Origin of the sequence: Bradyrhizobium ivorense (assembly GCF_900696085.1) — a bacterium.
Classification (GTDB): domain Bacteria; phylum Pseudomonadota; class Alphaproteobacteria; order Rhizobiales; family Xanthobacteraceae; genus Bradyrhizobium; species Bradyrhizobium ivorense.
This window is the reverse complement of the sequence record NZ_CAADFC020000016.1, coordinates 25938-50253: the sequence shown is the minus strand read 5'-3', so window position 1 is coordinate 50253 and position 24316 is coordinate 25938. Positions and strand designations below refer to the sequence as shown.

21 protein-coding genes are annotated in these 24316 nt (G+C 65.6%); 6 read left to right on the top strand and 15 right to left on the bottom strand.

Going from position 1 to position 24316, the window contains the following annotated elements; translation table 11 throughout:
- Positions 1 to 2: 2 nt before the first annotated feature.
- From CI41S_RS20025 to CI41S_RS20005, 5 genes are all read left to right on the top strand, one after another.
- Complete coding sequence (locus CI41S_RS20025) at positions 3 to 1607, top strand: class I adenylate-forming enzyme family protein (protein WP_139861243.1); 1605 nt, start codon at positions 3 to 5, stop codon at positions 1605 to 1607.
- A 382-nt stretch (positions 1608 to 1989) separates the two neighbouring features.
- Positions 1990 to 2646 (top strand): tetratricopeptide repeat protein, encoded by a 657-nt coding sequence (locus tag CI41S_RS20020; protein WP_139861242.1) that lies wholly within the window; start codon positions 1990 to 1992, stop codon positions 2644 to 2646.
- A 33-nt stretch (positions 2647 to 2679) separates the two neighbouring features.
- A complete protein-coding gene (locus tag CI41S_RS20015; RefSeq protein WP_139861241.1) occupies positions 2680 to 3255 on the top strand; it encodes a hypothetical protein in 576 nt (191 codons plus the stop codon).
- A gap of 135 nt (positions 3256 to 3390) precedes the next feature.
- Entirely contained in the window at positions 3391 to 4773 is a 1383-nt protein-coding gene (der, locus tag CI41S_RS20010) for a ribosome biogenesis GTPase Der (protein ID WP_139861240.1), read from the top strand.
- A complete protein-coding gene (locus tag CI41S_RS20005) occupies positions 4770 to 6008 on the top strand; it encodes a TCR/Tet family MFS transporter (protein ID WP_139861239.1) in 1239 nt (412 codons plus the stop codon). Before der ends, CI41S_RS20005 begins: the two co-directional genes overlap by 4 nt.
- A gap of 17 nt (positions 6009 to 6025) precedes the next feature.
- Here CI41S_RS20005 and CI41S_RS20000 read toward each other — a convergent pair whose 3' ends face one another.
- From CI41S_RS20000 to CI41S_RS19955, 10 genes are all read right to left on the bottom strand, one after another.
- Positions 6026 to 6511: a YybH family protein gene (locus CI41S_RS20000; RefSeq protein ID WP_210242678.1), complete on the bottom strand. Its 486-nt coding sequence runs from the start codon at positions 6509 to 6511 to the stop codon at positions 6026 to 6028.
- A 107-nt stretch (positions 6512 to 6618) separates the two neighbouring features.
- Positions 6619 to 7845 carry an ABC transporter substrate-binding protein gene (locus tag CI41S_RS19995; RefSeq protein ID WP_139861238.1) on the bottom strand — a complete coding sequence of 409 codons (1227 nt, stop codon included), beginning with the start codon at positions 7843 to 7845 and terminating at the stop codon, positions 6619 to 6621.
- A gap of 148 nt (positions 7846 to 7993) precedes the next feature.
- The gene (locus tag CI41S_RS19990) at positions 7994 to 9130 is read right to left on the bottom strand and encodes an NHL repeat-containing protein (protein WP_139861237.1); all 1137 of its coding nucleotides are present in this window, start codon (positions 9128 to 9130) and stop codon (positions 7994 to 7996) included.
- A 255-nt stretch (positions 9131 to 9385) separates the two neighbouring features.
- A complete protein-coding gene (locus CI41S_RS19985; RefSeq protein ID WP_139861236.1) occupies positions 9386 to 10126 on the bottom strand; it encodes an SDR family NAD(P)-dependent oxidoreductase in 741 nt (246 codons plus the stop codon).
- A 185-nt stretch (positions 10127 to 10311) separates the two neighbouring features.
- Positions 10312 to 11862, bottom strand: coding sequence for an amidophosphoribosyltransferase (purF, locus tag CI41S_RS19980; protein ID WP_371815087.1), 1551 nt, complete (start codon positions 11860 to 11862; stop codon positions 10312 to 10314).
- Positions 11863 to 11887: 25 nt separating this feature from the next.
- Positions 11888 to 12523: a CvpA family protein gene (locus CI41S_RS19975; protein ID WP_139482999.1), complete on the bottom strand. Its 636-nt coding sequence runs from the start codon at positions 12521 to 12523 to the stop codon at positions 11888 to 11890.
- A 171-nt stretch (positions 12524 to 12694) separates the two neighbouring features.
- Complete coding sequence (gene radA, locus CI41S_RS19970) at positions 12695 to 14164, bottom strand: DNA repair protein RadA (RefSeq protein WP_139861235.1); 1470 nt, start codon at positions 14162 to 14164, stop codon at positions 12695 to 12697.
- 55 nt (positions 14165 to 14219) lie between these two features.
- Positions 14220 to 14741: a hypothetical protein gene (locus tag CI41S_RS19965; protein WP_139482997.1), complete on the bottom strand. Its 522-nt coding sequence runs from the start codon at positions 14739 to 14741 to the stop codon at positions 14220 to 14222.
- Positions 14738 to 16150, bottom strand: coding sequence for an HD domain-containing protein (locus tag CI41S_RS19960; protein ID WP_139482996.1), 1413 nt, complete (start codon positions 16148 to 16150; stop codon positions 14738 to 14740). The genes CI41S_RS19965 and CI41S_RS19960 overlap by 4 nt, the downstream gene beginning before the upstream one ends.
- Before the next feature lie 91 nt (positions 16151 to 16241).
- On the bottom strand, positions 16242 to 17357 hold the full coding sequence (locus CI41S_RS19955; protein ID WP_139482995.1) for an RNA ligase: 1116 nt from the start codon (positions 17355 to 17357) through the stop codon (positions 16242 to 16244).
- A gap of 144 nt (positions 17358 to 17501) precedes the next feature.
- On the opposite strand from CI41S_RS19955, the gene CI41S_RS19950 reads away from it, so the two are divergent.
- Positions 17502 to 18941 (top strand): DUF5107 domain-containing protein, encoded by a 1440-nt coding sequence (locus CI41S_RS19950; protein ID WP_139861234.1) that lies wholly within the window; start codon positions 17502 to 17504, stop codon positions 18939 to 18941.
- A 48-nt stretch (positions 18942 to 18989) separates the two neighbouring features.
- Here CI41S_RS19950 and CI41S_RS19945 read toward each other — a convergent pair whose 3' ends face one another.
- The 5 genes from CI41S_RS19945 to alr all read right to left on the bottom strand — a co-directional run bounded on the left by CI41S_RS19945 (position 18990) and on the right by alr (position 24288).
- The gene (locus CI41S_RS19945; RefSeq protein ID WP_139482993.1) at positions 18990 to 19604 is read right to left on the bottom strand and encodes a hypothetical protein; all 615 of its coding nucleotides are present in this window, start codon (positions 19602 to 19604) and stop codon (positions 18990 to 18992) included.
- Between the two features lie 226 nt (positions 19605 to 19830).
- Positions 19831 to 20118: a hypothetical protein gene (locus CI41S_RS19940; RefSeq protein WP_139482992.1), complete on the bottom strand. Its 288-nt coding sequence runs from the start codon at positions 20116 to 20118 to the stop codon at positions 19831 to 19833.
- Between the two features lie 360 nt (positions 20119 to 20478).
- Entirely contained in the window at positions 20479 to 21204 is a 726-nt protein-coding gene (locus CI41S_RS19935; RefSeq protein WP_139482991.1) for a sulfite exporter TauE/SafE family protein, read from the bottom strand.
- A gap of 957 nt (positions 21205 to 22161) precedes the next feature.
- The gene (locus CI41S_RS19930) at positions 22162 to 22932 is read right to left on the bottom strand and encodes an exodeoxyribonuclease III (RefSeq protein ID WP_139861233.1); all 771 of its coding nucleotides are present in this window, start codon (positions 22930 to 22932) and stop codon (positions 22162 to 22164) included.
- Positions 22933 to 22962: 30 nt separating this feature from the next.
- The gene (gene alr, locus CI41S_RS19925; RefSeq protein ID WP_139861232.1) at positions 22963 to 24288 is read right to left on the bottom strand and encodes an alanine racemase; all 1326 of its coding nucleotides are present in this window, start codon (positions 24286 to 24288) and stop codon (positions 22963 to 22965) included.
- Positions 24289 to 24316 lie beyond the last annotated feature (28 nt).

Genomic DNA, 24316 nt, shown 5'->3' with positions numbered 1-24316 from the left:
CCATGGACTGGTCGCAGCACGCCATTCCGCCCATGCGGCTCGAGCCGCGCTTCGGTGACCGTGTCGTGCCGGCCTTCGTGGATCGGCCCGCCAGCCTGTGGGCGATGATCGCAGACGCGGTCGCGCAGAACGGCGGCGGCGAGGCGCTGGTGTGCGGCGACATCAGGATCAGCTGGCACGAGGTCGCGCGGCGCGCCGCCAAGGTCGCGGCGGGCTTTGCCAAGCTCGGCCTCAACCCCGGCGACCGCGTCGCGATCCTGCTCGGCAACCGCATCGAGTTCGTGCTGACGATGTTCGCCGCCGCCCATGCCGGGCTGGTGACGGTGCTGCTGTCGACCCGCCAGCAGAAGCCCGAGATCGCCTATGTGCTGAACGACTGCGGCGCCAGGGCGCTGGTCCACGAGGCGACGCTGGCCGAGCGCATCCCCGATGCCGCCGATATCCCCGGCCTCGCGCATCGCATCGCTGTCAGCGATGATGCCGCCTCGCAGTTCGCCGTGTTGCTCGACCATCCGCCGGCGCCTGCGCCCGCCGCGGTGAGCGAAGAGGACACCGCGATGATCCTCTACACCTCGGGCACCACCGGACGGCCGAAGGGCGCGATGCTCGCGCATTGCAACATCATCCACTCCTCGATGGTGTTCGCCTCGACGCTGAAGCTGACGCAGGCCGATCGCTCGATCGCCGCGGTGCCGCTGGCGCATGTCACCGGCGCTGTCGCCAACATCACCACCATGGTGCGCTGTGCCGGCACGCTGATCATCATGCCCGAGTTCAAGGCGGCGGAGTATCTCAAGGTCGCCGCACGCGAGCGCGTCAGCTACACCGTGATGGTGCCGGCGATGTACAATCTCTGCCTGCTGCAGCCGGATTTCGACAGCTACGATCTGTCGAGCTGGCGCATCGGCGGTTTCGGCGGGGCGCCGATGCCGGTCGCGACCATCGAACGGCTCGACGCCAAGATTCCCGGGCTGAAGCTCGCCAACTGCTACGGCGCGACCGAGACCACGTCGCCCTCGACCCTGATGCCGGGCGAACTGACCGCCGCGCATATCGACAGCGTCGGCCTGCCGTGCCCCGGCGCCGAGATCATCGTGATGGGGCCTGACGGCCGCGAGCTGCCGCGCGGCGAGATCGGCGAGCTCTGGATCCGCAGCGCCTCGGTCATCAAGGGCTACTGGAACAATCCGAAGGCGACCGCGGAAAACTTTACCGACGGCTTCTGGCACTCCGGCGATCTCGGCTCGGTCGATGCGGAAAATTTCGTCCGCGTGTTCGACCGCCAGAAGGACATGATCAACCGCGGTGGCCTCAAAATCTATTCCGCCGAGGTCGAGTCGGTGCTGGCCGGCCATCCCGCCGTGATCGAGAGCGCGATCATCGCAAAACCATGCCCGGTGCTCGGCGAGCGCGTGCATGCGGTGATCGTCACCCGCGCCGAGGTCGATGCGGACGCCTTGCGCGCCTGGTGCGCCGAGCGCCTGTCGGACTACAAGGTGCCGGAGACGATGACACTGACCACGACGCCATTGCCGCGCAACGCCAACGGCAAGGTGGTCAAGCGGCAGCTCAGGGAGACGCTGGCTGCAGGCCAAGCCCCGGCATGACGGGCGGGATGTGGCCGATAGCCGGCCGTCGCAGGGGCGCGCTGGCAAAATGCCGAAAAACAACCCCATGCAAAGTAGGCGGCGGCCGGCGTTCGAGTTAGGCCACTGTCCGTAGCGGGCGACTTGACACGTCGGGCAACTCACCTGTAGCCTTCCAATATTCCGAAATCGCGCAAACGCCGCCTCGCTCCCGGTAAGCGGGAGAGGGAGCCGACACCGTTTCGGTGTGGCCGGCGGCAAACCTCCACCGTTAACGCTTTGATCCGCCTCGCTTTGCCTTGCCACCGCCACACCATTAGGGTAACGCCGCCGCGATGTGGGGATCGGGCAGGGGCTGGGCTCCACCGATAGCAGCGGTCCCGAGGGGATGGGATAGCCTTAAGTGTCTGAATTATTTGATGAAGTAGACGAGGAAGTCCGTCGCGAACGGCTCCAGAAGCTGTGGGACAAGTACTCGCTGCATATCATTGCGCTGGCGATCCTGATCGTCGCGGGCGTCGGCGGCTGGCGCGGCTACGAGTATCTCGAGGCCCAGAAGGCGGCCGAGGCCGGTGCGGCGTTCGACCGCGCCGCCGAACTGTCCGAGCAGAACAAGCACGCCGATGCCGAGGCCGCATTCGCCGATCTCGTCGCCAAGGCGCCGTCCGGGTACCGCAACCTGGCGCGGCTGCGGATGGCCGCCGAGGTCGCGACCCGCGACCAGCCGGCGGCCGCAAAACTATATGACGAGATCGCGGCCGACCGCAGCGTCGGCGGGCCCGAGCAGGACCTGGCGCGGATCCGCGCCGCACAGCTCGTGATGGACAGCGCGACCTATCCGAACATGCTGCAGCGGCTGGAGGCGACGGCGACCGCGAAGGACTCGACCTTCCGCCACACCGCGCGCGAGCTGCTGGCGCTGTCGGCCTGGCGCGCCAACGATGCCACCGCCGCGCGGCAGTGGCTCGACCAGATTGCCAATGACGGCGACACGCCGCCGAGCCTGCGCTCGCGCGCCGAGGCGCTGCAGGCGTTGCTGCCGCCGGTCGCAAAAAGCTGACCGGCGAAACCTGACTTGACTGAGAGATCGACCATGCGCCGCTCGCAACGCCTGATCGCAGCCGCAATCGTCGCCGCGCTATGCAGCGTGCTGGCCGGCTGCGGTGGTGGCGGGATGGCCAATTTCGACCCGAGCGATCTGCTCGACTTCCTCGACACCAAGAAGAAGCTGCAGGGCGACCGCAAGCCGGTCTTTCCCGAAGGCGTGCCCGGCCTCGAGCAGGGCGTGCCGAAGGATCTCTACAAGGGCAACCAGCAGGACTCGCTCAATCCGCCGCCGGACCCCGCCACCGCCGCCACCGCCGCTGCGCCCGCGACGCCGGCTGAACCGCCGAAGGGCGCCAAGAAGCACAAGTCCAAGCCGGCTCCGGCCGCCGCCAGCACCGAACCGGCGTCGGATCAGGCCGCCGCTCCCGAGGCGCCAGCGGAAGAGGGCGCATCCCCCGCGCTGCCGCCCGAGCCGAAGCCGAAGAAGATCGTCCGCCGCCGCACCACCGCGCCGCCGCCCGACAGCGCGCCGGCGCAGCAGCCGGCGGCAACCGCCCAGACCACGCAGCAATCCGGCGGGTCGTTCCCGGCACCGCTCCCGAGCGGCAGCTTCTCACGCTAGCTGGATTCCACCTCGCCCCGCTTGCGGGGAGAGGAAGAGACGGCCGATCATTTGCTTCGACCGGCCGTTGCTCATGCTGTAGGTCTTGTTGCAGCCCGGTGAGCCGCCCGTCGCCGACCGCACCTTGGATAATTCATGTCTTTCACCATCGCCATTATCGGCCGGCCCAATGTCGGGAAGTCGACGCTGTTCAACCGGCTGGTCGGCCAGAAGCTCGCGCTGGTCGACGACGAGCCCGGGGTGACGCGCGACCGCCGCGAGGGCCAGGCCAGGCTGTACGATCTCGACTTCACCATCATCGACACCGCGGGCCTCGACGAGGGCGCCAAGGGCTCGCTGACGGCGCGGATGCAGGAGCAGACCGAGACCGCGATCGCGCTCGCCGACGCGCTGATGTTCGTGATCGACGCCCGCGTCGGGCTGACGCCGACCGACCGCGCCTTCGCCGACTTCGCCCGCAAGGCCAACAAGCCGGTGGTGCTGATCGCCAACAAGGCCGAGGGCAAGCATGGCGAGATCGGCGCGATGGAATCCTACGCGCTCGGCCTCGGCGATCCCGTGCAGATTTCGGCCGAGCACGGCGAGGGCATGGGCGACCTCCACGAGGCGCTGAGCGCGCTGATGCCGGAGACCCCGGAAGCCGAGGACGAGGTTGAGGACGACGCGGACATTTCGGAGGAGGAGGCCGCGCTGCGCCCGATCCGGGTCGCCATCGTCGGCCGGCCCAATGCCGGCAAGTCGACGCTGATCAACCATCTGCTCGGCGAGGAGCGGCTGCTGACCAGCCCGGAAGCCGGCACCACCCGCGATTCCATCGCGGTCGAGATCACCTGGCAGGGCCGTGCCTTCCGCGTGTTTGACACCGCAGGGCTGCGCCGCCGCTCGCGGATCGAGGAGAAGCTGGAAAAGCTCTCGGTCGCCGACGCGCTGCGCGCGGTGCGCTTCGCCGAAGTCGTCGTGCTGATGATGGACGCGCAGAACAAGTTCGAGGAGCAGGACCTGCGCATCGCCGATCTGATCGAGCGCGAGGGCCGCGCCATCGTGCTCGCGGTCAACAAATGGGACCTGGTCGAGCGCAAGCCGAACCAGATTTCGGCGCTGCGCAGCGATGCCGATCACTGGCTGCCGCAGGTCAAGGGCGTGCCTGTTGTCGCCGTCTCCGGCCTGATGGGCGAGGGCATCGACCGCCTGATGACCGCGATCCAGGAGGCCTATGCGATCTGGAACCGGCGCTTGCCGACCTCGGCGCTCAACCGCTGGTTCGAGCAGGCGATCCAGGCCAATCCGCCGCCGGCGGTCTCGGGCCGCCGGCTCAAGCTGAACTACATCACCCAGGTGAAGGCGCGGCCGCCGAGTTTTGTCTTGTTCTGCTCGCGTGCCGATGCGATCCCACAATCCTATCTGCGCTACCTCACCAACAGCCTGCGCGAGACCTTTGAGCTGCCGGGCACGCCGGTGCGCATTACGCTGCGCGAGAAGGCCAATCCGTTCGCCCACAAGCGCAAGCGGCCGTCGTGAGCGGGGCGAGCGGTATCACCGACGCGCCGCCGGCGCGCGGCGCCGCCGTGATCTTCATCTTCGTCACCATCCTGCTCGACACGCTTGCGCTCGGCGTGGTCATCCCAATTCTGCCGAAGCTGATCGAGGGCTTTGTCGACAACGACACCGCGAGCGCCGCGCGCATCTTCGGGCTGTTCGGCACGATCTGGGCGCTGATGCAGTTCATCTTCTCGCCGGTGCTGGGCGCGCTGTCCGATCGGTTCGGCCGCCGGCCGGTGGTGCTGCTGTCGAACTTCGGGCTTGCCGCCGACTATGTGGTGATGGCGCTGGCGCCGACGCTGAGCTGGCTGTTCATCGGCCGGATGATCTCGGGCGTCACTTCGGCCAGCATCTCGACCGCGTTCGCCTACATCACCGATGTCACCGCGCCGGAGCAGCGCGCCGCGATCTTCGGCAGGATCGGCGTCGCCTTCGGCGCGGGATTCATCTTCGGGCCGGCGCTGGGCGGCCTGCTCGGCCAGGTCGATCCGCGGCTGCCGTTCTGGGTCGCGGCCGGCCTGAGCTTTGCCAACGGCCTCTACGGCCTCTTGATCCTGCCGGAATCGCTGCCCGTTTCGCGCCGCGCGCGGTTCCGCTGGCGCAGCGCCAATCCGATCGGCGCGCTGCATCTGCTGCGCTCGAACCGGGTGCTCGCCGGACTGTCGCTGGCGAATTTCTTCGCCCAGCTCGCGCATGTCGTGCTGCCCTCGGTGTTCGTACTCTATGCGACCTATCGTTACGGCTGGGACACCGGCACCGTGGGCGCGACGCTGGCGCTGGTCGGCGTCTGCGCCATGATCGTGCAGGGCGCCGCGATCGGCCCGATCGTCACGCGGTTCGGCGAGCGCAACACGCTGTTCCTCGGGCTCGGCTTTGGCGCGGCCGGCTTCTTCATCTTCGGTGCGGCGCCGACCGGGCCGGCATTCTGGATCGGCATTCCCGTGATGGCGCTGTGGGGTGTCGCGGGCGCCGCGACCCAGGCGCTGACCACCCGGCTGGTCACCGCCGATCAGCAGGGCCAGCTGCAGGGCGCCACCACCAGCGTGCAGAGCGTCTCGCAGCTGATCGGCCCGTTCCTGTTCACGCTGACCTTTGCGTATTTCATCGGCGGCAGCGCGCCGCTGAAAATGCCCGGCGCGCCGTTCTATCTGGCCGCCGCGCTGCTGCTGCTGGCGCTCGCAATCGCTTGGCGAGCAACGTCGCATAAACTGTAGGATACGGCACCCGCGAGCTACTCGCCCGCCGGCACCGAATGGTGCTCATGCATGATGCGCCATTCGCCGTCGATCCTGCGCAGCCCGATGGTCAGCCTGAACTGAAACGCAGCGTCCAGAGGACCGCACCGCATCACCGCGACGGCAAAGGCGACGTCATCGCCGGCGGTGATCGCGATCTCCTCGATATCGAACGCATGTGATGGCTTGTGATAGCGGAAGAACAGGTCCCACGTCTTCCTGTATTCATCGAGTCCGCGCGATTGAAACGGCGGCGGGACGTCGAACATCACGATGTTCCGGTCATGATGGGCGAGAACGCCCGCATAATCGTGCCGGCGGACCGCGTCCGTCCAGGCTTCGATCCGTGCCCTGATTTCGGTTTCAGCTTCGTGCTGCGTCATGGTTTCGCTCCGCGTGCAGGCTGGCTTGCTCCCCGAGGACGAAGGGCAGGGCGCATATCCGACACGCAGAGAAAGTTTTTTGAGGCGCAGGGCGCGCAAAGCGCAGGGCCTGTAGGGTGGGTTAGCGAAGCGTAACCCACCGACTTCGTGACCGCGGAGACAATGGTGGGTTACGCCTTCGGCTAACCCACCCTACGCATCTCGCCTTATTTCTTCAGCAGCGGACAGTCGCTGGCCTCGAGCGGCTTGGCGGCATCTTCCGGTGCGATGGTGGCGATCAGCTTGTAATAGTCCCAGGGATATTTCGACTCTTCCGGCTTCTTCACCTCGAACAGATAGGCCGGGATCAGGCGGCGGCCGTCGGCGCGCAGCGGGCCCTTGCCGAACAGGGGATCGTCGGTCGGCAGTTCCTTCATCTTGGCGACGACCTTGGCGCCGTCATGCGGATTGCCGCCGAGCGCTTCCATCGCCTTCAGATAATGCAGCACCATCGCGTAGTTGCCGGCCTGGGTCATCGACGGCATCGGGTTCTTGCTGGCCAGCGCCGAGAAGCGCTTCGACCAGGCGCGGGTCTGGTCGTTGAGGTCCCAGTAGAAGGATTCCGTGAACGTCAGGCCCTGCGCGGTCTTCAGCCCGAGCGAGTGCACGTCGTTGATGAACAGCAGCAGCGCCGCCAGCTTCTGGCCGCCGGAGACGATGCCGAACTCGGCGGCCTGCTTGATCGAATTGGTGGTGTCGCCGCCGGCATTGGCAAGGCCGACGACCTTGGCCTTGGATGACTGCGCCTGCAGCAGGAACGAGGAGAAGTCGGCGGTATTGATCGGATGCTTGACGCCGCCGAGCACCTTGCCGCCATTGGCGGTGACCACCGCCGAGGTGTCGCGCTCCAGCGCATGACCGAAGGCGTAGTCAGCGGTGAGGAAGAACCAGGTGTCGCCGCCGGCCTTGGTCAGCGCCTTGCCGGTGCCGTTGGCCAGCATGTAGGTGTCGTAGGTGTAGGACACCGTGTTCGGCGTGCAGGCCTTGCCGGTCAGGTCGGCGGTGGCGGCACCCGAATTGAGCAGGACGATGTTCTTCTCCTTGGCGAGGTTGTTGACCGCCAGCGCGACGCCGGAATTGGGCGTATCGGCAATCGCGTCGACCTTCTCGTTGTCGATCCACTGCCGGGCGAGGTTGACGCCGACGTCGGGCTTGTTCTGGTGATCGCCGCTCAGCACGTCGATCTTCCAGCCCTTCTTGAGCAGGCCGGAATCCTCGACCGCCATCTTGATCGCGACCACCGAATTCGGGCCGCCGATGTCGGCATAGAGGCTCGACATGTCGTTGAGCACGCCGATCTTGACGGTCTTGTCCTGCGCCAAGGCGGACGTCGAAAGGCCGAAGGCGGCACAGGCAAGCAATGCGGCGCAGCGCCGCGCGAACGTCGTTGTCATGAAAATTTCCTCCACTGTCAAAAGCCCGGACAGCCCTCTTGCGGAGCCTTTTTGCCGGTCGCTCGGTTCCCGCTTAGCCTTTCCTCGGGCCAGCGGCAATCCGCCTAAAGCCGGATAAACTGCGTCGAAGCGTCATCCCGTGTGCCCGTTATTTGAGCGCGTCCGAGGTCAGCTTGAACTTCTGGATGCGCTTTCCGGTGTCGACCTCGGCGGTATAGACGTTGCCCTTGGCGTCGACCGCAAGCGCGTGCACCCAGTGGAACTGCCCGGCATTGCGGCCGTTGCGGCCAAAGCTGCCGACCACGGTACCGTCGTCGCGCCTGATGATGCGGATTTCGTTGTTCTCGCCGTCGGCGCTGAGCAAATAGGTCTGCTTCGGATCGGGCCACAGCGCGATGTCCCACACCGCGCCGTTGCCGAGCGTGTTCTTCTCGAAGAAGAACTCCTTGACAAAACTGCCGTCCTTTTTGAACATCTGGATGCGGTTGTTGATGCGGTCGCAGACATAGACCAGGCCGTCCGAGGCAATCTTCACGCAATGCACGGGATTGGCGAATTGCTGCGCGACCTGTGCCTTCGGATCGTAGGGCGGCTGCGGGTCGTCGTTCGGCTTGTTGCCATAGGCGCCCCAGTGTCGCTTGTAGGCGAGCGTGGTGGCATCGAACACGATGACGCGGCGATTGCCATAGCCGTCGGCGATGTAGAGCTCGTTGGCCTCCTTGTCGAGCGCGGTCTCCGCCGGCTTGCCGAGCTGGGTGGTGTCGTTCGAGCCCTTGCTCGGTGCGATCGAGCCGATCTGCGCGACGAATTTTCCGTCGAGGGTGAATTTTAGGATCGCATTGTCGTTGTCGGCATTGCCGCCGATCCAGACAAAGCCGCGCTCGTCGACCTCGATGCCGTGCTCGCGGCCGACCCATTGATAGCCTTCGCCCGGGCCGCCCCAGGCGCGCAGCAGATTGCCGTCGGCGTCGAACTCCAGCACCGGCGGCGCCGAGATGCAGCATTTCGAGCGCGGCGGATTGAGCGCGGCGCCTTTCTCGTCATCGGTCAGCGAGCGCGGCCGATGGATGATCCAGACATGGCCCTGCCAGTCCACCGTGATGCCGCCGACCTGGCCGAGGATCCAGTTGTTCGGCAGCGGTTTTGGCCAGGAGGCGTCGACCGCGAAGGCCGGAATCTCACCGGCCTGCGCGGCGGCATGCGGCGTGATCGGGGCGAGGAGAGCAAGGGCGGAGAAAATCAACCCGGACAGGGTGGAGCGCGCACGATTGAACGTCGGCGTCATATTGCCTCCCGAAATTGTTCTTGGCGGTTGTCCCGCTTGGGAGCGCAGTCAATCGTGGGAAGTGAGGGAAGTCAATTGCGTGGGCCAAGGCAGACGCGTCGAATAAGGTCGTCATCGCCCGGCCTGTGCGCAATTGCGCACATGGACCGGGCGATCCAGTACGCCGCGGCCTCTCGATTCGATCGCAGGGGCCGCGGCGTACTGGATCCCCGCTTTCGCGGGGATGACGAGCGAGGATGCCGCGCGCTCCGCGCCTCACGCCGGCGGCTGGAAATTCCGCAGCGTGCGGGCCTTGTAGTCGTAGAGCTTGCCGGTCTCGGTCCAATCAGGTCCGCACATCGGCACGATGAATTCGGCGGCCATGTCGGGCGTATCCAGCGTCATCGGGTCTTCGCCGGGAAACACCTGCGCGCGCATCCGGGTGCGGATCGGGCCGGGGCTGAACAAATTGACGCGCAGCGCCGTGTTGGCGGTCTCGTTGGCCCAGGAGCGCACCAGCGCCTCCAGCGCGGCTTTCGAGGCGGCGTAGGGGCCGAGATAGGCGTTGGCCTTGTGGGCGACGCCCGACGTCACGAACACCGCGCGGCCGGCATCGGACTGCCGCAGCAGCGGGTCCATGCAGCGGATCAGCTGGAAGTTGGCGGTGACGTTGATTGCCATCACGTCGTTCCACGGCTTCAGCTCGATATGGCCGAGCGGCGACGACGGGCCGGCGCTCCCGGCATTGCCGATGAGGATATCGAGCTTGCCGTGGCGCTCGTGCAGCGCAGCGCCGAGCCGCGCGATGCCCTCATAGTCGGTGAGCGAGAGCGGCACCAGGGTGGCGCTCCCGCCGTGCTTGCGGATCTCGTCGTCGAGCTCCTCCAGCCCGCCCTGCGTGCGCGCCACCGCCACCACATGCGCACCGGCCTTTGCCAGCGCCACTGATGTCGCATAGCCGATGCCGCGCGAGGCGCCGGTGACGAGGGCGATACGGGAGGCGAGGGGTTTTGTCATAAGCCGATCTCTTCGTCATGCCCGGCCAAAAGCGCGAAGCGCGTCTTCGCGCCGGACGTGCCGGGCATCCACGTCTTTGCGGCGGGTATTACAGACGTGGATGGCCGGGACAAGCCCGGCCATGACGTAAAACAACATTGAAATCCCGGGTTCGCACTTCGCGCGCCCCGGGATGACGCTGCGCGTCAGCTCGCCTCGGCCAGCAGCGAGAGCTGGCGCGGGGCGGGCTCGACGTCGCTCTGGTCGGTGAGGTGGGTCGGGTAGGCGCCGGTAAAACAGTGGTCGGCGAATTTCGGGTTGGCGGGATCGCGCCCCGGATAGCCCATCGCGCGATACATGCCGTCGATCGACAGGAAGGCGAGCGAGTCGGCGCCGATGATGTCGCGCATCTCCTCGACCGAATGGGTCGCGGCCAACAGGCCGCCGCGGTCGGGCAGGTCGATGCCGTAATAGTCGGGATAGAGGATCGGCGGCGAGGCGAGGCGGAAGTGCACCTCGCGGGCGCCGGCGTCGCGCATCATGCGCACGATCTTCTTCGAGGTGGTGCCGCGCACGAGGCTGTCATCGATCAGGATGATGCGCTTGCCCTCGATCGCGGCGCGGTTGGCCGAATGCTTCATGCGCACGCCGAGCTCGCGCACGCTCTGGGTCGGCTGGATGAAGGTGCGGCCGACATAGTGATTGCGGATAATGCCGAGCTCGAACGGCACGCCGGAATACTGGCTGTAGCCGACCGCGGCGGGCACGCCGGAGTCCGGCACCGGCACCACGACGTCGACCTCGGGATGGCTCTCGCGCGCGAGCTGCGCGCCGAACGCCTTGCGGACGTCGTAGACCGAACGGCCGCCGACGATGGAGTCGGGCCGCGCGAAATAGATGTATTCGAAGATGCAGGGCCGCGCCGGCTTCGGCGGGAACGGCTTGTGGCTGTGCGCGCCGGTTTCGTCGAACACGATGATCTCGCCGGGCTCGATGTCGCGGACGTATTTGGCGCCGATCATGTCGAGCGCGCAGGTCTCCGAGGTCAGGATCGGGCGGCCGTCGAGGTCGCCGAGCACCAGGGGGCGGATGCCGAGCGGATCGCGCGCGCCGACCAGCTTCTTGTTGGTCAGGGCGACCAGCGCATAGGCGCCCTCGATGGTGCGCAGCGCCTCGATGAAACGGTCGATGAAGCGGGACCGCTTGGATTGCGCGACCAGATGCAGGATCACCTCGGTGTCGGTGGTCGACTGCATCATCGCGCCGCCCTTGACCAGCTCGCGGCGCAGGGTCAGGCCGTTGGTGAGGTTGCCGTTGTGGCCGACCGCAAAGCCGCCGGCGCTGAGCTCGGCGAACAGCGGCTGCACGTTGCGCAGGATGGTGCCGCCGGTGGTGGAGTAGCGGACATGGCCGACCGCGGCGTTGCCGGGCAGGCGGTCGATCACCTCGCGGCGGGAGAAGGCGTCGCCGACCAGGCCGAGGCGGCGTTCACTGTGGAAGCGGCTGCCGTCGAAGGTGACGATGCCGGCGGCCTCCTGGCCGCGATGCTGCAGGGCGTGCAGGCCGAGCGCGGTGATCGCGGCGGCCTCGTTGTGGCCGAACACGCCGAACACGCCGCATTCCTCGCGCAGCGTGTCGCCGTCGATATCCGGGTGGTATCTGAGGTCGTTGTCGCGGAGATGGTGCTGCAGTTCGATCGGGCCGAGGTCGAGATCCATCTGGTCGGCATGATCGGAAGGGCTTTGCATCTCGTTCATCGCCTCTCGTAAGGGCCCAAATAAGTCAGCGGCCCGCGGGTTTCTCGATCAGCTTTTTCAAGCCATCACGCGCAGGTTTGCTATAGCCATCGCCCGACGCCGGTGTCGCCTGATCGTTGGTATCGGCGGCAGAATCGTCGTCGGGCTTATTCTTCTTGAACTTCTTTAAGATGGTGTTCTCGGGGTCGTCAGGCAAGAGCGACATCAGCCAATCCCCGGTTCCCTGCAGCACCACCCGCGACTTGGCTCCGGTCACCCAGTCGGGCCGCTGCTTGTCCGGAACCAGCCAGGTGAAGAACATGAACGCCACGACCACGATCAGCAGGCCGCGGGCGAGGCCGAACAGGAAGCCGAGGGTGCGGTCGAGCGCCCCGATCCGCGAATCCAGGATCATGTCCGAGATCCGCACCGTCACGATCGAGACCACGATCAGCGTGCCGATGAACACGCCGGCGACCACCACCACGGCGGCGACCGTGTCGTTGTTGAAATAGGTCTTCGCGGTCGGCAGCAGTTTCGAGAACGCATAGAGCGTGACCAGCGCCGCGGCGCCCCAGGCCGCGATCGACAGGATCTCGCGCATGAAGCCGCGCACCATCGCTAGCAGGCCCGAGATCAGCATCACCCCGAGCAGGATGAGATCGAGAATCGTTATCGGCATCGGCTGGTCAGGTCCGCTGGTACGTTTCGGTACGCTGTTCAGAACTCTCGCGAATCGGCGTGGCGCTGCCGTCCAAATTGAGGCGCATCGGGGGCATCCGGCAAGGCCGGAGCGCCACCTGTCCCGCGCGGCGGATGTATAGCTGTGGGGGGAGGGCGCGTCACGCCCGGTTTAGCCATTGTCCCGACGGAATCGGGCCGGTGTGGCATTTTTCTCAGCCGGATCAGCGCCGCGGGACGGGTCCCGGTTGCCGCGGTCGCCCCTTGGCGTACCGCGCGCCGCAATTTCGGCGACCAGCGTGGTCAGGTTGCCGACGCTGTTAAGGACGAGCCCGGCATCGCCGCCCGGCTCGCCGCGGGCTGATTCGGGCAGAATGGCGCGGCCGAAGCCGAGCTTGTTGGCCTCCTTCAGCCGCGCCGGGGTCTGCGCCACCGGGCGGACCGCGCCCGACAGCGAAATTTCGCCGAAATACACCGCGTCCGTCGGCAGCGGCGCATTGACCAGCGAGGACACCAGCGCCGCGGCGGCGGCGAGGTCGGCGGCCGGCTCCTGGATGCGCAGGCCGCCGGCAACGTTGAGATAGACGTCATGTCCGGACAATTTGACGCCGCAATGCGCCTCGAGCACCGCCAGCACCATCGACAGCCGGCTCGGGTCCCAGCCGACCACGGCACGGCGCGGGGTGCCGAGCGAGGTTGGCGCCACCAGCGCTTGCAGCTCGACCAGGACCGGGCGGGTGCCCTCGATGCCGGCGAACACGGCCGTGCCCGGGCTGCCGAGGTCGCGCTCGGACAGGAACAGCTCGGAGGGATTGGTGACCTCGCGCAGGCCAAGCCCGGTCATCTCGAACACGCCGATCTCGTCGGTCGCGCCAAAGCGGTTCTTCACCGAGCGCAGGATGCGGAACTGCTGCGAGCCTTCGCCTTCGAACGACAGCACCGCATCGACCATGTGCTCGACCACGCGGGGCCCGGCGATCTGGCCGTCCTTGGTCACGTGCCCGACCAGGATGATCGCAGCCCCGGTCTTCTTGGCGAATCTGATCAGCGCCTGCGCCGAGGCGCGGACCTGGGTGACCGTCCCGGGCGCCGACTCCACGGTGTCGGTCCACATGGTCTGGATCGAATCGATCACGATCAGGCGGGGCACCGCGCCTTCCGAGAGCGTCGAGACGATGTCCTCGACCGAGGTTTCCGAGGCCAGCTGCACCGGCGCATCGGCCAGCCCGAGCCGCTCGGCGCGCAGCCGCACCTGCGCCACCGCCTCTTCGCCCGAGATATAGACCGCGCGATGCCCGGCGCGCGCCATCATGCTGGTGGCTTGCGTCAGCAGCGTAGACTTGCCGATGCCGGGATCGCCGCCGACCAAAAGTACCGAGCCGCGCACAAACCCGCCGCCGGTGACGCGGTCGAGCTCGGCCATGCCGGACGACAGCCGTGGCGCATCCTGGGTCTTGCCGGACAGCGACTCCAGCGCGAACGTCCGCCCCTTGCGCTTGCTGCGGATCGAGACCGGCACCGAGCCCGTGGTGTCTTCCTCGGCCAGCGTGTTCCACTCGCCGCAGGCCTCGCACTTGCCCTGCCAGCGATTATACGCCGCGCCGCAATTCTGGCAGACAAAGGAGAGGGTCGATTTGGCCATATCGGTTCATTGCAGTGCGACGCGTACCGGCGCGCTCATGGGGGCAGGAGACAAATCAACTCTGTACGCTGGTCACTGCTGGCGGCAGTCCAAGCGTACGCAACAGTTCAAAAGCCTTTCGATCTCGATCGTTGCCTGTCTTGGCGCCTTTACGTCGAACCAGCTCGGTCTTCCAGTCGGCAATGCCCTCGATCACAGCCAGCCAATGAATTGTGGCAGCGAGCTCGAGCACCGTCGCCGACTGTCGCTGCATCTCAGCCAGTGCGGTTCGGATGCGGCCGATCGGCAAATAAGCCCCAGGTCCGTCATCACCGCCCGACGTCTTTGCCGAGTAAGCGACATAGGGAACGCCGTCGCTCAGGCGGCGCCGCTGGCTTGCATGCAGATAGCCGAACACGACGTCGTCCTCGACCTTCTCCGCCAGATCTTCCGAGTAGGGGCCATAGTGAAAATACTCGTACGAAAAGCCGCTATTCAGACCCATCTGGTCGAGCAGGTAGACGACCTTCTGCAGCCGAATTTTCCCGACAATTTCTCCACCTGCAGCCATCACGAGGCTCGGTACGTCAATCGTCATGTGCGCCTCCCTCTGACCGAATCGATGACAGATTGCGCGATTCTGAAATCCGCATCATTAAGAAAGTAGTATCTTTCAAACGCTCGCTGGCGATCGGAACCGGCCACCGTCGCGTCCTTGAAATCCGTGATCTCCTTGAGATTCCTGTCCGACAGTCGGATCATCAACCGCTTCTGTGCTCGCCCGTCATCCGCGCCGATCTCGCCGTAGATCGAGAGCTTTGCCTGGTCGCGGAAGACGTCTTCGCCGAGTTGGACCTTGAATTTGGCGTCCAGCGCGTGCTTCAGGCGTCGTTGTCTCTCCACATCCTCCGGAAAAGCGTGTTGGACGTCGAGGCAAATCGGACGCTGTCGACTGAGCAGCCGGCCCGCGATCTGTTTGGCCGCACCGTGACCACTCAACGCGACAGCATGGATGGCGCCCCATGCGACCGTGTCGTCCAGTGCGGTGTAATTTGCGATGTGGTCGCCGCCGGGAGAGAAGAAACGAACCAGCGGATGATCGTCGGGCAGTCCGGTAATGCGGCCGCCGGCATTTGCCTCACGCGCCACAAATCGAAAGAATGCGGACATCATCTGTTCGATGCCGCGCGTGGTCTTGTGCAGATAGACATTCGTGTAGAGCCGGTATCGCGCCAGCAGGAAATCCTCGGCCGCGTCGCGCGCCTTGTGTTCGAGGCAAAAGCTGTGCTCGTAGATCGGATCGGCACCATCTGAATCGGCTGGCGCAAAGTCGATTTCCTCGACGCGCACATTATCCATCAGCCAGTCCAGATCGATCGCTCCTGCGCCCGTGCCCGTCATGTACCGGTCGCGGACTAGGTAATCCAGGCGATCGGCGTCGAACGAACTCGAGACGACCGCATGATACATGTCCGTCGGCGTTTCGGCGGCGACCAGATCGGCCACGTCGTCCGCCCGCACGCCTGACGAGGCGAGTATCTTCGAGATGTCACCATCGGAATTGCGGATCATGTCCGCGGTGAAGGCCTCGTGGTTTCGAACCTTCAGCTTGGGTGCGCCCGGAGTTGATTGCTCCGCAGCCAACGCCTTGCGCGCCTCTTCAAAGGCGTGGCTGAACGGGCCGTGACCGATGTCATGCAGCAGGGCGGCGAACAGCGCGACCTTGGCGCGCGCTTCGTTGAAGTCGCCTTCGACACGCTTGAGTTCGATCTCCCGCTTTAGAATCCCAACCAGCCGGCGCGCGTTGTGATACACGCCGATCGAATGCGACAAACGCGTATGACTCGCAGACGGGAAGACGTAGTCAGACACGCCGAGTTGCTTGATGCGGCGAAGCCGCTGCACCTCCGATGTGCCCAGCAAATCCCAGACGCTCTCATCCACCAAACCATCGTCATCAAAGACGATGAGGCCGTGAATGGGGTCTCGAACGCGCTGCGGCTTCATGAGAACAAATGTAGAACATTTTCAGCCGCGCGTCTAGCTCCATGCGGGGGCTTTGCGTCTCGCACAGCCGGCGAGTTGGTCCCTTCGCGACTCAGGACATTTCCTCTTCGACCCGTCGCATCGCATAGGACGGCACGTAGCCCGGCAGCTCGTTGTTGGTCGGCCGGATCATCCGGTGCAGGTTCGCCGTCGCGCGCGCGTCGAGCTTGTTGCCGGCCTTGCGCCAGCTGAAGATCAGCGGCTGCACGTCCGGGTCCAGCGACCTCAGCTGCAACCCGATGTCCTTGTCGGTCGCGGACGCGAACCGCTCGGCGGTCGCCGCCACCTTGGCGACGATGCCGTCGATGCGTCCGGTCAGTGCGGAGCGGATGGCGTCGAAATCGCCCCAGAACTCCTCGGGGATGTCGCGCCTGACGGCGTCGAGATCGTCGCCCGCCGAGATCATCTCCCACAGCGCCAGCGGCGTGCAGCGCGAGATCAGCGCATGAATGCGCGAATACTCGTCGCCCTTGACCTTCAGCCGGAGGCCGTCGCAGAAGCGAATGACAAAGCCCTCCTCCGATTTCGGCAGCCCCTTGGCGTAGGCGGCGAGGTCGACGAAGGAGGTAAAGGCGTGGCGGCGCGCGAGCCGCCAGCCGACTGCGGCCGCAACTTCGCCGAGCTCGTCGACGGTCATCTCCGAGCCATCCTCACGATAGGCGGCGAGCAGCACCAACTCGGCCGCCTCGTAGCGCACCACGATGCGGTTTTCCGGATAGACCGCCTCCACCAGATAGGTGGTGCCCGGCACCAGCGCCGACAGGTCGCGCTCGGCGAGGCGGTCTTCGATCCAGCGCGCCTGATGCGAATTGAACGCGCCCTTGGTCGTGGCGCGCCAGGCGCCGTCGAAATGGTGGATGATGCCGAGCGAGCCGTCGACCTTCTCGAACACCTCGAACGGCAGGGCCGGGATCGGCAGGCCGCGCTCGCCGGCGTTGAAGAATTTTGGGAACGGCGTCGCGATCACCCGCCTTGACGCCGGATGCAGGATCAGGCCGCGCGCCAGCAGCGAGAACTGGTCCCATCCGTTCTCGTAAACGCAGCGGTTGGTGTAGATGTACAGCCGGCGTCCCGCCGGACAGTCGCGCTGCCCGACCATGCCGGCCACACAGGCCTGCTCCAGACCGTCAAATAGATCCTCGAATGGTATTTGTCGCGCGGGATGCATAACAACCTCCGCGCGATGACATAGCGGCACGAGACGCCGAATTCAACTTGGAAGCGCGCTGCCGCGGCCGCGCGCGGGGACCGGGACTTTCTGTAGCGCTCGGGGTCGACTAGGATCGCCGCTCCCGTGCGAAGAGCGTCGTTCATGGCACCTGATGGTTTCGCAAAGACCCGCCTTCGCCTCGCAATCGCTCTGGCCTTGGCGATCTGCACAAGTTCGGCGCTCGCGCGTGCCGATGCGCCGGAGCCGGTGTCGCTGAGCGAACGGACCATCTCCTGGAGCACGGTCAAATACGCCACCACGGCCGACGACGGCTTTGTCGATGGCTCGCTCGACAAGAGCGTCATCGTCGACCGCACGTTCCGCGCCCAGGTGCTCGAGAACCGCTATCTGAAGGTCACCCTGGTGCCCGAATTCGGCGGACGCATCCTGTCCATCATCTACAAGCCGACCGGTCACGAGCAGCTCTACCGCACCGAGGTTGGCGTGCCCTACGGCATGAAGGCCGGAAATTTCTATTACGACTGGATGATGGTGTATGGCGGCATCTTCCCGACCTTTCCGGATCCCGAGCACGGCCGCACCTGGCTGAAACCGTGGGATTTTCGGGTCGTGACGCAGACATCTTCCGAAGTGACGGTGGCGATGTCGATCCGGGACGATTTCGCCTATGCCGCGGCTCCGAAGAAATTCACCGGCGAGAGCGGCATCGCGGCGACGTATTACGTCACGCTGAAGGCCGATCGCGCCGCGCTCGATGCGCGCCTCGTGCTGCGGAACACGCACTCCAGATCGATCGAATATGAGTACTGGACCTGCACCACGCTGGCGCCGGGATCCGATCCGGACCATCCGCGGACCACGGCCGGCGCCGAGATCATCGCGCCGGTCGCGGCCTATGTCACGCCGGCATGGTCGGCGAACATTGCCGCGGGCGATGCGCGCGCGGGGGCGGGCAGCTACCGCTTCGAACAGCTGCGCTGGTTCAAGAACTGGCCGTCGATGGGCATCGCCTATGCCGCGCCCGACATGCAGGGAGGCAACTTCTGGGGCGTGATCAACCACGACAACGAGGAAGGGATTTTCCGCATCGCCGACAATCAGGTCACGCGCGGCTTGAAGATGTGGACATGGGGATTTCCCTCGTTCACCGACGCAGGCGATCCGCGCAGGGCCCCGACCGAAGCGCAGCCCTATGTCGAGTTGTGGGCCGGCGTCACCGACCAGTTCTTCCATCCCGCGCGCTTGCCGGCTTCGGGCGAGGTTTCCGTCGCGGAGACCTACAGCCCGACCGTCGGCATGAGCGACGTGACGCAGGCGAACGAGAACATCCTGATCAATCTTACGGCCGATCGGTCCGCCGTCAGGCTGCAGTTCTTCAGCATCGTAGCGGAGGCACCGCTTCTGGTGACGCTGAAACGGGGCGATGCGGTGTTGTTCAATGAGACCGTGATGTCGGACCCGAACAACGGAAACCGCATCGTTGCGCCGCTTGCCTCCGCGGTCCGTGGCGAGCCGGTGCAGCTGACGATCCGCAGCGCGGACGGCAAGCCATTGATCGCGGCGGAGACGCAGGTCAAATGACTTCGTCGGCGACGCAGCTTCATGTTTCGAGCCCTCGAAGGACGGCAATCAGCGGGAGAACACCCGTGTTCCGGCCGGCCATCGCGGCTTGTCGCTGACCGGGCTTGCGCCGATCTCCCATCCGACGCCGCCCCAGAGTACATCGACGGCCCCCAGCTCGCCCGTGAGATCGCGGACGTAAAACACGTTCGGCTTGGCGTTGATCTCCAGCGGGCCGCTATTGCCGTTGGGCTGCCGCTTCAACGCGCACCAGACGTCCGCCAATCTGCTCTCGTGGCTCGCACCCAGTCTGGCCAGGATCTCCTTGTCGCTCGAGGCCGCGCCCAGCACGTAGGTCTGCAACGATGCGCCGCCGATATCGTCCTCAACCTTGTTTGTGAAGCGTTGCGCGAAGGTCGCACCCAGCCAGGAGATCTTCACCGAAGCGCTCGAGGCGATGTCTTCCTTGAAATGTTCCCGCGCGATGAACTTTTCAGCGCGCGGGATCGCCGAGGTCGACGATGGATCGGACGGTTCCTCAGCTTTCGGTTGCAGGGAACACGCAACGCGATTGGCGGCGACGGCCGAACCCGGTTGGCCCGGTTTCGTATCGTCTGCGGCGACGCTCAAGGCTGGTGCGGTGAGAAAGAAGGCCAATGACAGCGTGAGGCTTAACTGGCGCATCTTGTTGTTGTCCCTGAATCCGCTTGCGTTCGCGGAGACAAGGTAAACCGCATCTTGCAGATGTAAATTAAAGATCGGGTTTCTGGTTAAGGATAAAAAGTAAGTTCAACTACAGCGCGAATTTGAATCAAATGCGCTTCGGTGCGCGGGAACTCGTTGTTCGGGCGTTCGGCGCTTTCGAGCCGCCGTCGGACATGCTGTGTGGTTGGCGTCGCGGCCGAAGCGTCTAAACGCGGATGTCTCGCACGGACAGCAGCAGCGGCGAATCCTCGCGCGGCGCCAAATTCGTCGGCAGAGCCCGGCAGCATCTTGCCTGCGCGCGCAGCGGATCGGTCCAGCTCCAGCGAACGCGCCAGGACGGATTGTCGGCGTAGGCCGGAATGCGCCAGACCCAGATCGTCTCGTAGACGCTGTCGCCGAACTGCGCGACATCGGGCTTTGCTGTCGGCCAAGAGGCCGCACCAGCAACAGCGAATGTCGCGATCGCCGCAATCGTCATCATCATCTTGCGCATCGCGCGCCTGCCTTTCCCGCCTGTCGCGGGTTCCGACAACCCGCTGGTCCCAATACTTCGACGTGCGATCCCGAATCCGGCAGGCCGACATCAGACGTTGAGATGCGCGCTCGATCGCGCACCTTGTGTCGCCTTTCTCTCGGGATTCGCATCCGGGTCGTCGATCAACCCTGTGATGCCTGCTAGAGCAAAGTTCTTGTCCGCAAACGATCGAGTGCATGTAATGAAGCTGTCATAAGCGCAGCGGCCGGATGCAGGCAATCCGGGGAACAACGGGAGATGAGCGCTCAGCACGGCTCTTTCGGGGTACACAGCATTCGATGCGCAAAACCCCCGTAGAATTACGACATGCCTGTGTGCCTACGACGCCATTGCCGACCACAATAGCGCGACGCCCGCCGCCAGCATGATGCCGTCCATGATCAGGCGGAATGCTTCGGGCTTCAGATGCAGCACGAAGCGTTTTGCGATGAAGGCCCCCGCCATCAGCGAGGCGCCGGCGATCAGGCCTTTGAAGGCGACGTCCGCGGTCAGCGCGCCGAAACGCTCGAAGGTCACCGACTTGCTCAGATAGAGCCCGAGCGAGCTCGCCGCTTCGGTGGCGAGGAAGGCGCCCTTGGTCAGGCCGTAGAACAGGAACAGCGGTACGCTGAGCGGACCGGTCGAGGCCACGATCCCGGTGAGATAGCCGATCACGGCGCCGCCGATCATCATGTGCAACAGATTGGCCTTGAGCTGGTGCCGCGCCAGCCAGTGCCGCACCGGCACCATCGCGATCAGGAACACGCCGATCGCGACGTCGACGGCGTGGGAGGGCAGCGCAAGCAGCGTGCGCGCGCCGAGCGCAGCCGCAGGGATGCCGGTGACCGAGTAGGCCGCGCAGGCGCGCCAGTCGACATCGCGCCACCAGGCGAGGATGCGCGAGAGATTGGCCATCACCGCGGCGACCGCCATGATCGGCACCGCCTGCTTCGGTCCGAACTGATAGACCAGCACCGGCATCAGCATGATCGACGAGCCGGTGCCGACGACGCCGGCGATGGTGCCGGCGAACAGGCCGACAATCAGGACGAAGACATAGCCCAACGCGAGCTGCTCCCGGCTTGATTCCTTGGGATCGAGGAGTGTGGACCTCGTGGCGGACGCGTCAACCTGCCGCAATTCCGTAGGGTGGGCAGAACGCAGCGAAACCCATCATTTCGGGCCGCAGATCCGCCGATGGATTTCGCCGAGTTTATCATCGGTCCCGCGCAGCGCGGCTCCGTTGGCGCTACCCATCCCACGCTGCGCGTTGATTTGCCCCCACCTGTAGGTCAAGTCCCCACGGCAAAAATATTTCGCTTTTTCGGAAGGGCAAGTCAGATGTATGGTTCGTCCGTCTCACCCGATCGAGGGGCGCTGCGCATCGTCATAGCGTCGTGGTGAGATGCGGTGGACGTTTCGCATGTCAGTGACGACAGCATGCGAGGCGGACGGTGAAGTCGTGCAGGCCTGACGCCCTAGTGGCAGGTGTCCTCTCGCAAAACGCGCAAGCGCTTTTGCGAAAGCGGTGACAAAAAAGCCCAGTCTCGCCGGGGTAAGCACGTATAAGCCGTAACCCATCGCGCAGGGAAAGCCGGGTTGTTTCCGGTTACACCTGTGGTCCTACCCCCGGTGCTTTTTTGTTGCACCGGGCCCATGGGTGCAATCGGCACCCGGCTTTCCCTGCGCCCTCTGATCAAGGAGAGGGCGGAACGAAAGAGCAAAGCTCGGACAAATCATGTCGCGAGAATGCGAAGCTGCGTCCCCACCCACAACCGTCATCGCCCGGCTCGACCGGGCGATCCAGTACGCCGGGACCTCTCGATTCAAGCACTGGCGACTCTGGAATACTGGATCACCCGCTTTCGCGGGTGATGACACCGAGCTAGCTGTTTGACAGTTGAATCAGACGAACACCAACCCCGTCATCCTGAGGAGCGCGCTCTTGCGCGCGTCTCGAAGGATGAATCGGCCCAGCTGGTGGGCCGTCGATCCCTCGAGGCCGGCGCAACGGGTGCAGCATCACTTCAGCACCACCCAGGCCGGCGCGTGATCGCTTGCACCGTCTTCGCCGCGCATCGCGCGGTCAACGCCGGCTTTGGCGAGCCGCGCCGCCACGGCGGGGCTGAGCAGCAGATGATCGAGCCGCAAACCGGCGTCGCGCGGCCAGCGGTTGCGCTTGTAGTCCCAGAAGGTGAACATCGGATCATCCGGATGCAGCGTGCGGATCGCATCGCACCAGCCCTGATCGACCAGCGCCTTGAACGCGGCGCGGCTCTTCGGCTGGATCAGCGCGTCCTTGTCCCAGGAGCGCGTCGGGTAGATGTCGAACGGCGTCGGGGCGACATTGTAGTCGCCGGCGAGCACGACCGGGACGTCTTGCTTCAGCAGTGTCGCAGCATGCGCGCGCAGCCGCTTGAACCAGGCGAGCTTGTAGTCGAATTTCGGTCCGGGCTGCGGATTGCCGTTCGGCAAATAAAGGCTGGTGACGACGATGCCGCGCACCGCGGCCTCGATGTAGCGCGCCTCATGGTCGTCGCGGTCGCCGGGCAGGGCGGTGCGGATCAGGACCGGCTCGGCCTTGCGAGCGAGGATGGCGACCCCGTTCCAGGTTTTCTGGCCCTGCCACACCGCGCCGTAGCCGGCCCGCTCGAAGGCGGCCGCGGGAAACTCGGCGTCGGAAGCCTTCAATTCCTGCAGGCTGACGACGTCGGGCTTCGCCGCCTTCAGCCAACGCAGCAGGTTGGGCAGCCGGCGGTTGACGTTGTTGATGTTGAAGGTCGCGATCTTCATGCCAACACACGATCGCGAAGGTGCATTGGCTCAGCTTGCTGCGCTGGACGGCAGTGGCGGCGGCGCGGCCGGGGTTGCCGGCATGGCGGGTGCTTCAGGCAAGGCCGGAGGGACCGCAGGCGCGGCGGCTGCCGCCGCCGGAGGCGCGACCGGCTCGGCGGGCTTCGCCGGCTCGTCCTTCGCGGCGACGGCTTCGCCGCCCTTGTAGATCCGCACGAAGCGACGGCCGAGGCTGGTCAGCACCTCGTAGCCGATGGTGCCGAAATGATGCGCGACCTCGTCGACGGTGATGCCTTCGCCGATCAGCGTCACCATCTGGCCGCGCCGCACCGCGCTCTTGTCGAGATCGGTGACGTCGACCGCGGTCAGGTCCATCGAGATGCGGCCTGCGATCGGGCAGCGCTTGCCGGCGACCACGACCTCGGCGCCGCGGGTACCGTCATTGGCGCTGGCGGCGCGGAAATAGCCGTCGGCATATCCGGCGGCGACGATCGCAAGCCGGGTCGGCCGCCGCGCGGTCCAGGTGCCGCCATAGCCGACCGTCTCGCCACGGTCGATGTTGCGGATCTGCACGATGCGCGCCTTGAGGTCGACCACCTGCTGCATCGGGTTGCTGGCTTCCGGCGTCGGATTGACGCCGTAGAGCGCAGCGCCCGGCCGCACGATCTCGAACTGGAACTGGGCGCCGAGGAAGACGCCGGAGGAATTGGCCAGCGACGCCGGCACGCCGGTGAACAGGCTCGCGATCTCGCGGAAGGCCGCCAGCTGTCTTGCATTGGCGGGATTGTTGAGCAGCTCGGCGGAGGCGAGGTGGCTCATCACCAGCGTGATGCCGTGGTCGCCGGCATTGATGCGCGGGATGATGCCCTGCGCCTCGCTGACGGTCAGGCCAAGCCGGTTCATGCCGGTATCAATATGGATCGCGGCGCCGCCGGACCAGCCGGAGCGGCGGCAGAACACGTCCCATTCGGCGAGCTCGTTGAGGTCGCCGATCACCGGCTTGCAGTCGATCTTGGCGTAGGACTCACCGGTCTGCTGAAAGAAGCCGCCGAGCGAATAGAGCGTCGCCTCCGGCACCGCCGCGCGCACCACGGCGGCCTCCTCGACGGTGGCAACGAAGAAGGTCTTGCAGCCGGCTCTGGCGAGCGCCCGCGAAACCTCGGCGGCGCCGCAGCCATAGGCGTTGGCCTTGACCACGGCGGCGCATTCGGCCGGTACCGCGGTCTTCTCCAGCTTGCGCCAGTTGGCGATGATGGCGTCGAGGTCGACGGTCAAGATGCCGGTGGCGCCCGGATGCGCCGCCAGCAGATTGGCCTCGGGCGTCAGCTGCGATTTCACGTCGGTGTTGTTAGCCATGCTGCAGTTGTACGCGGCGCGCTTGCGC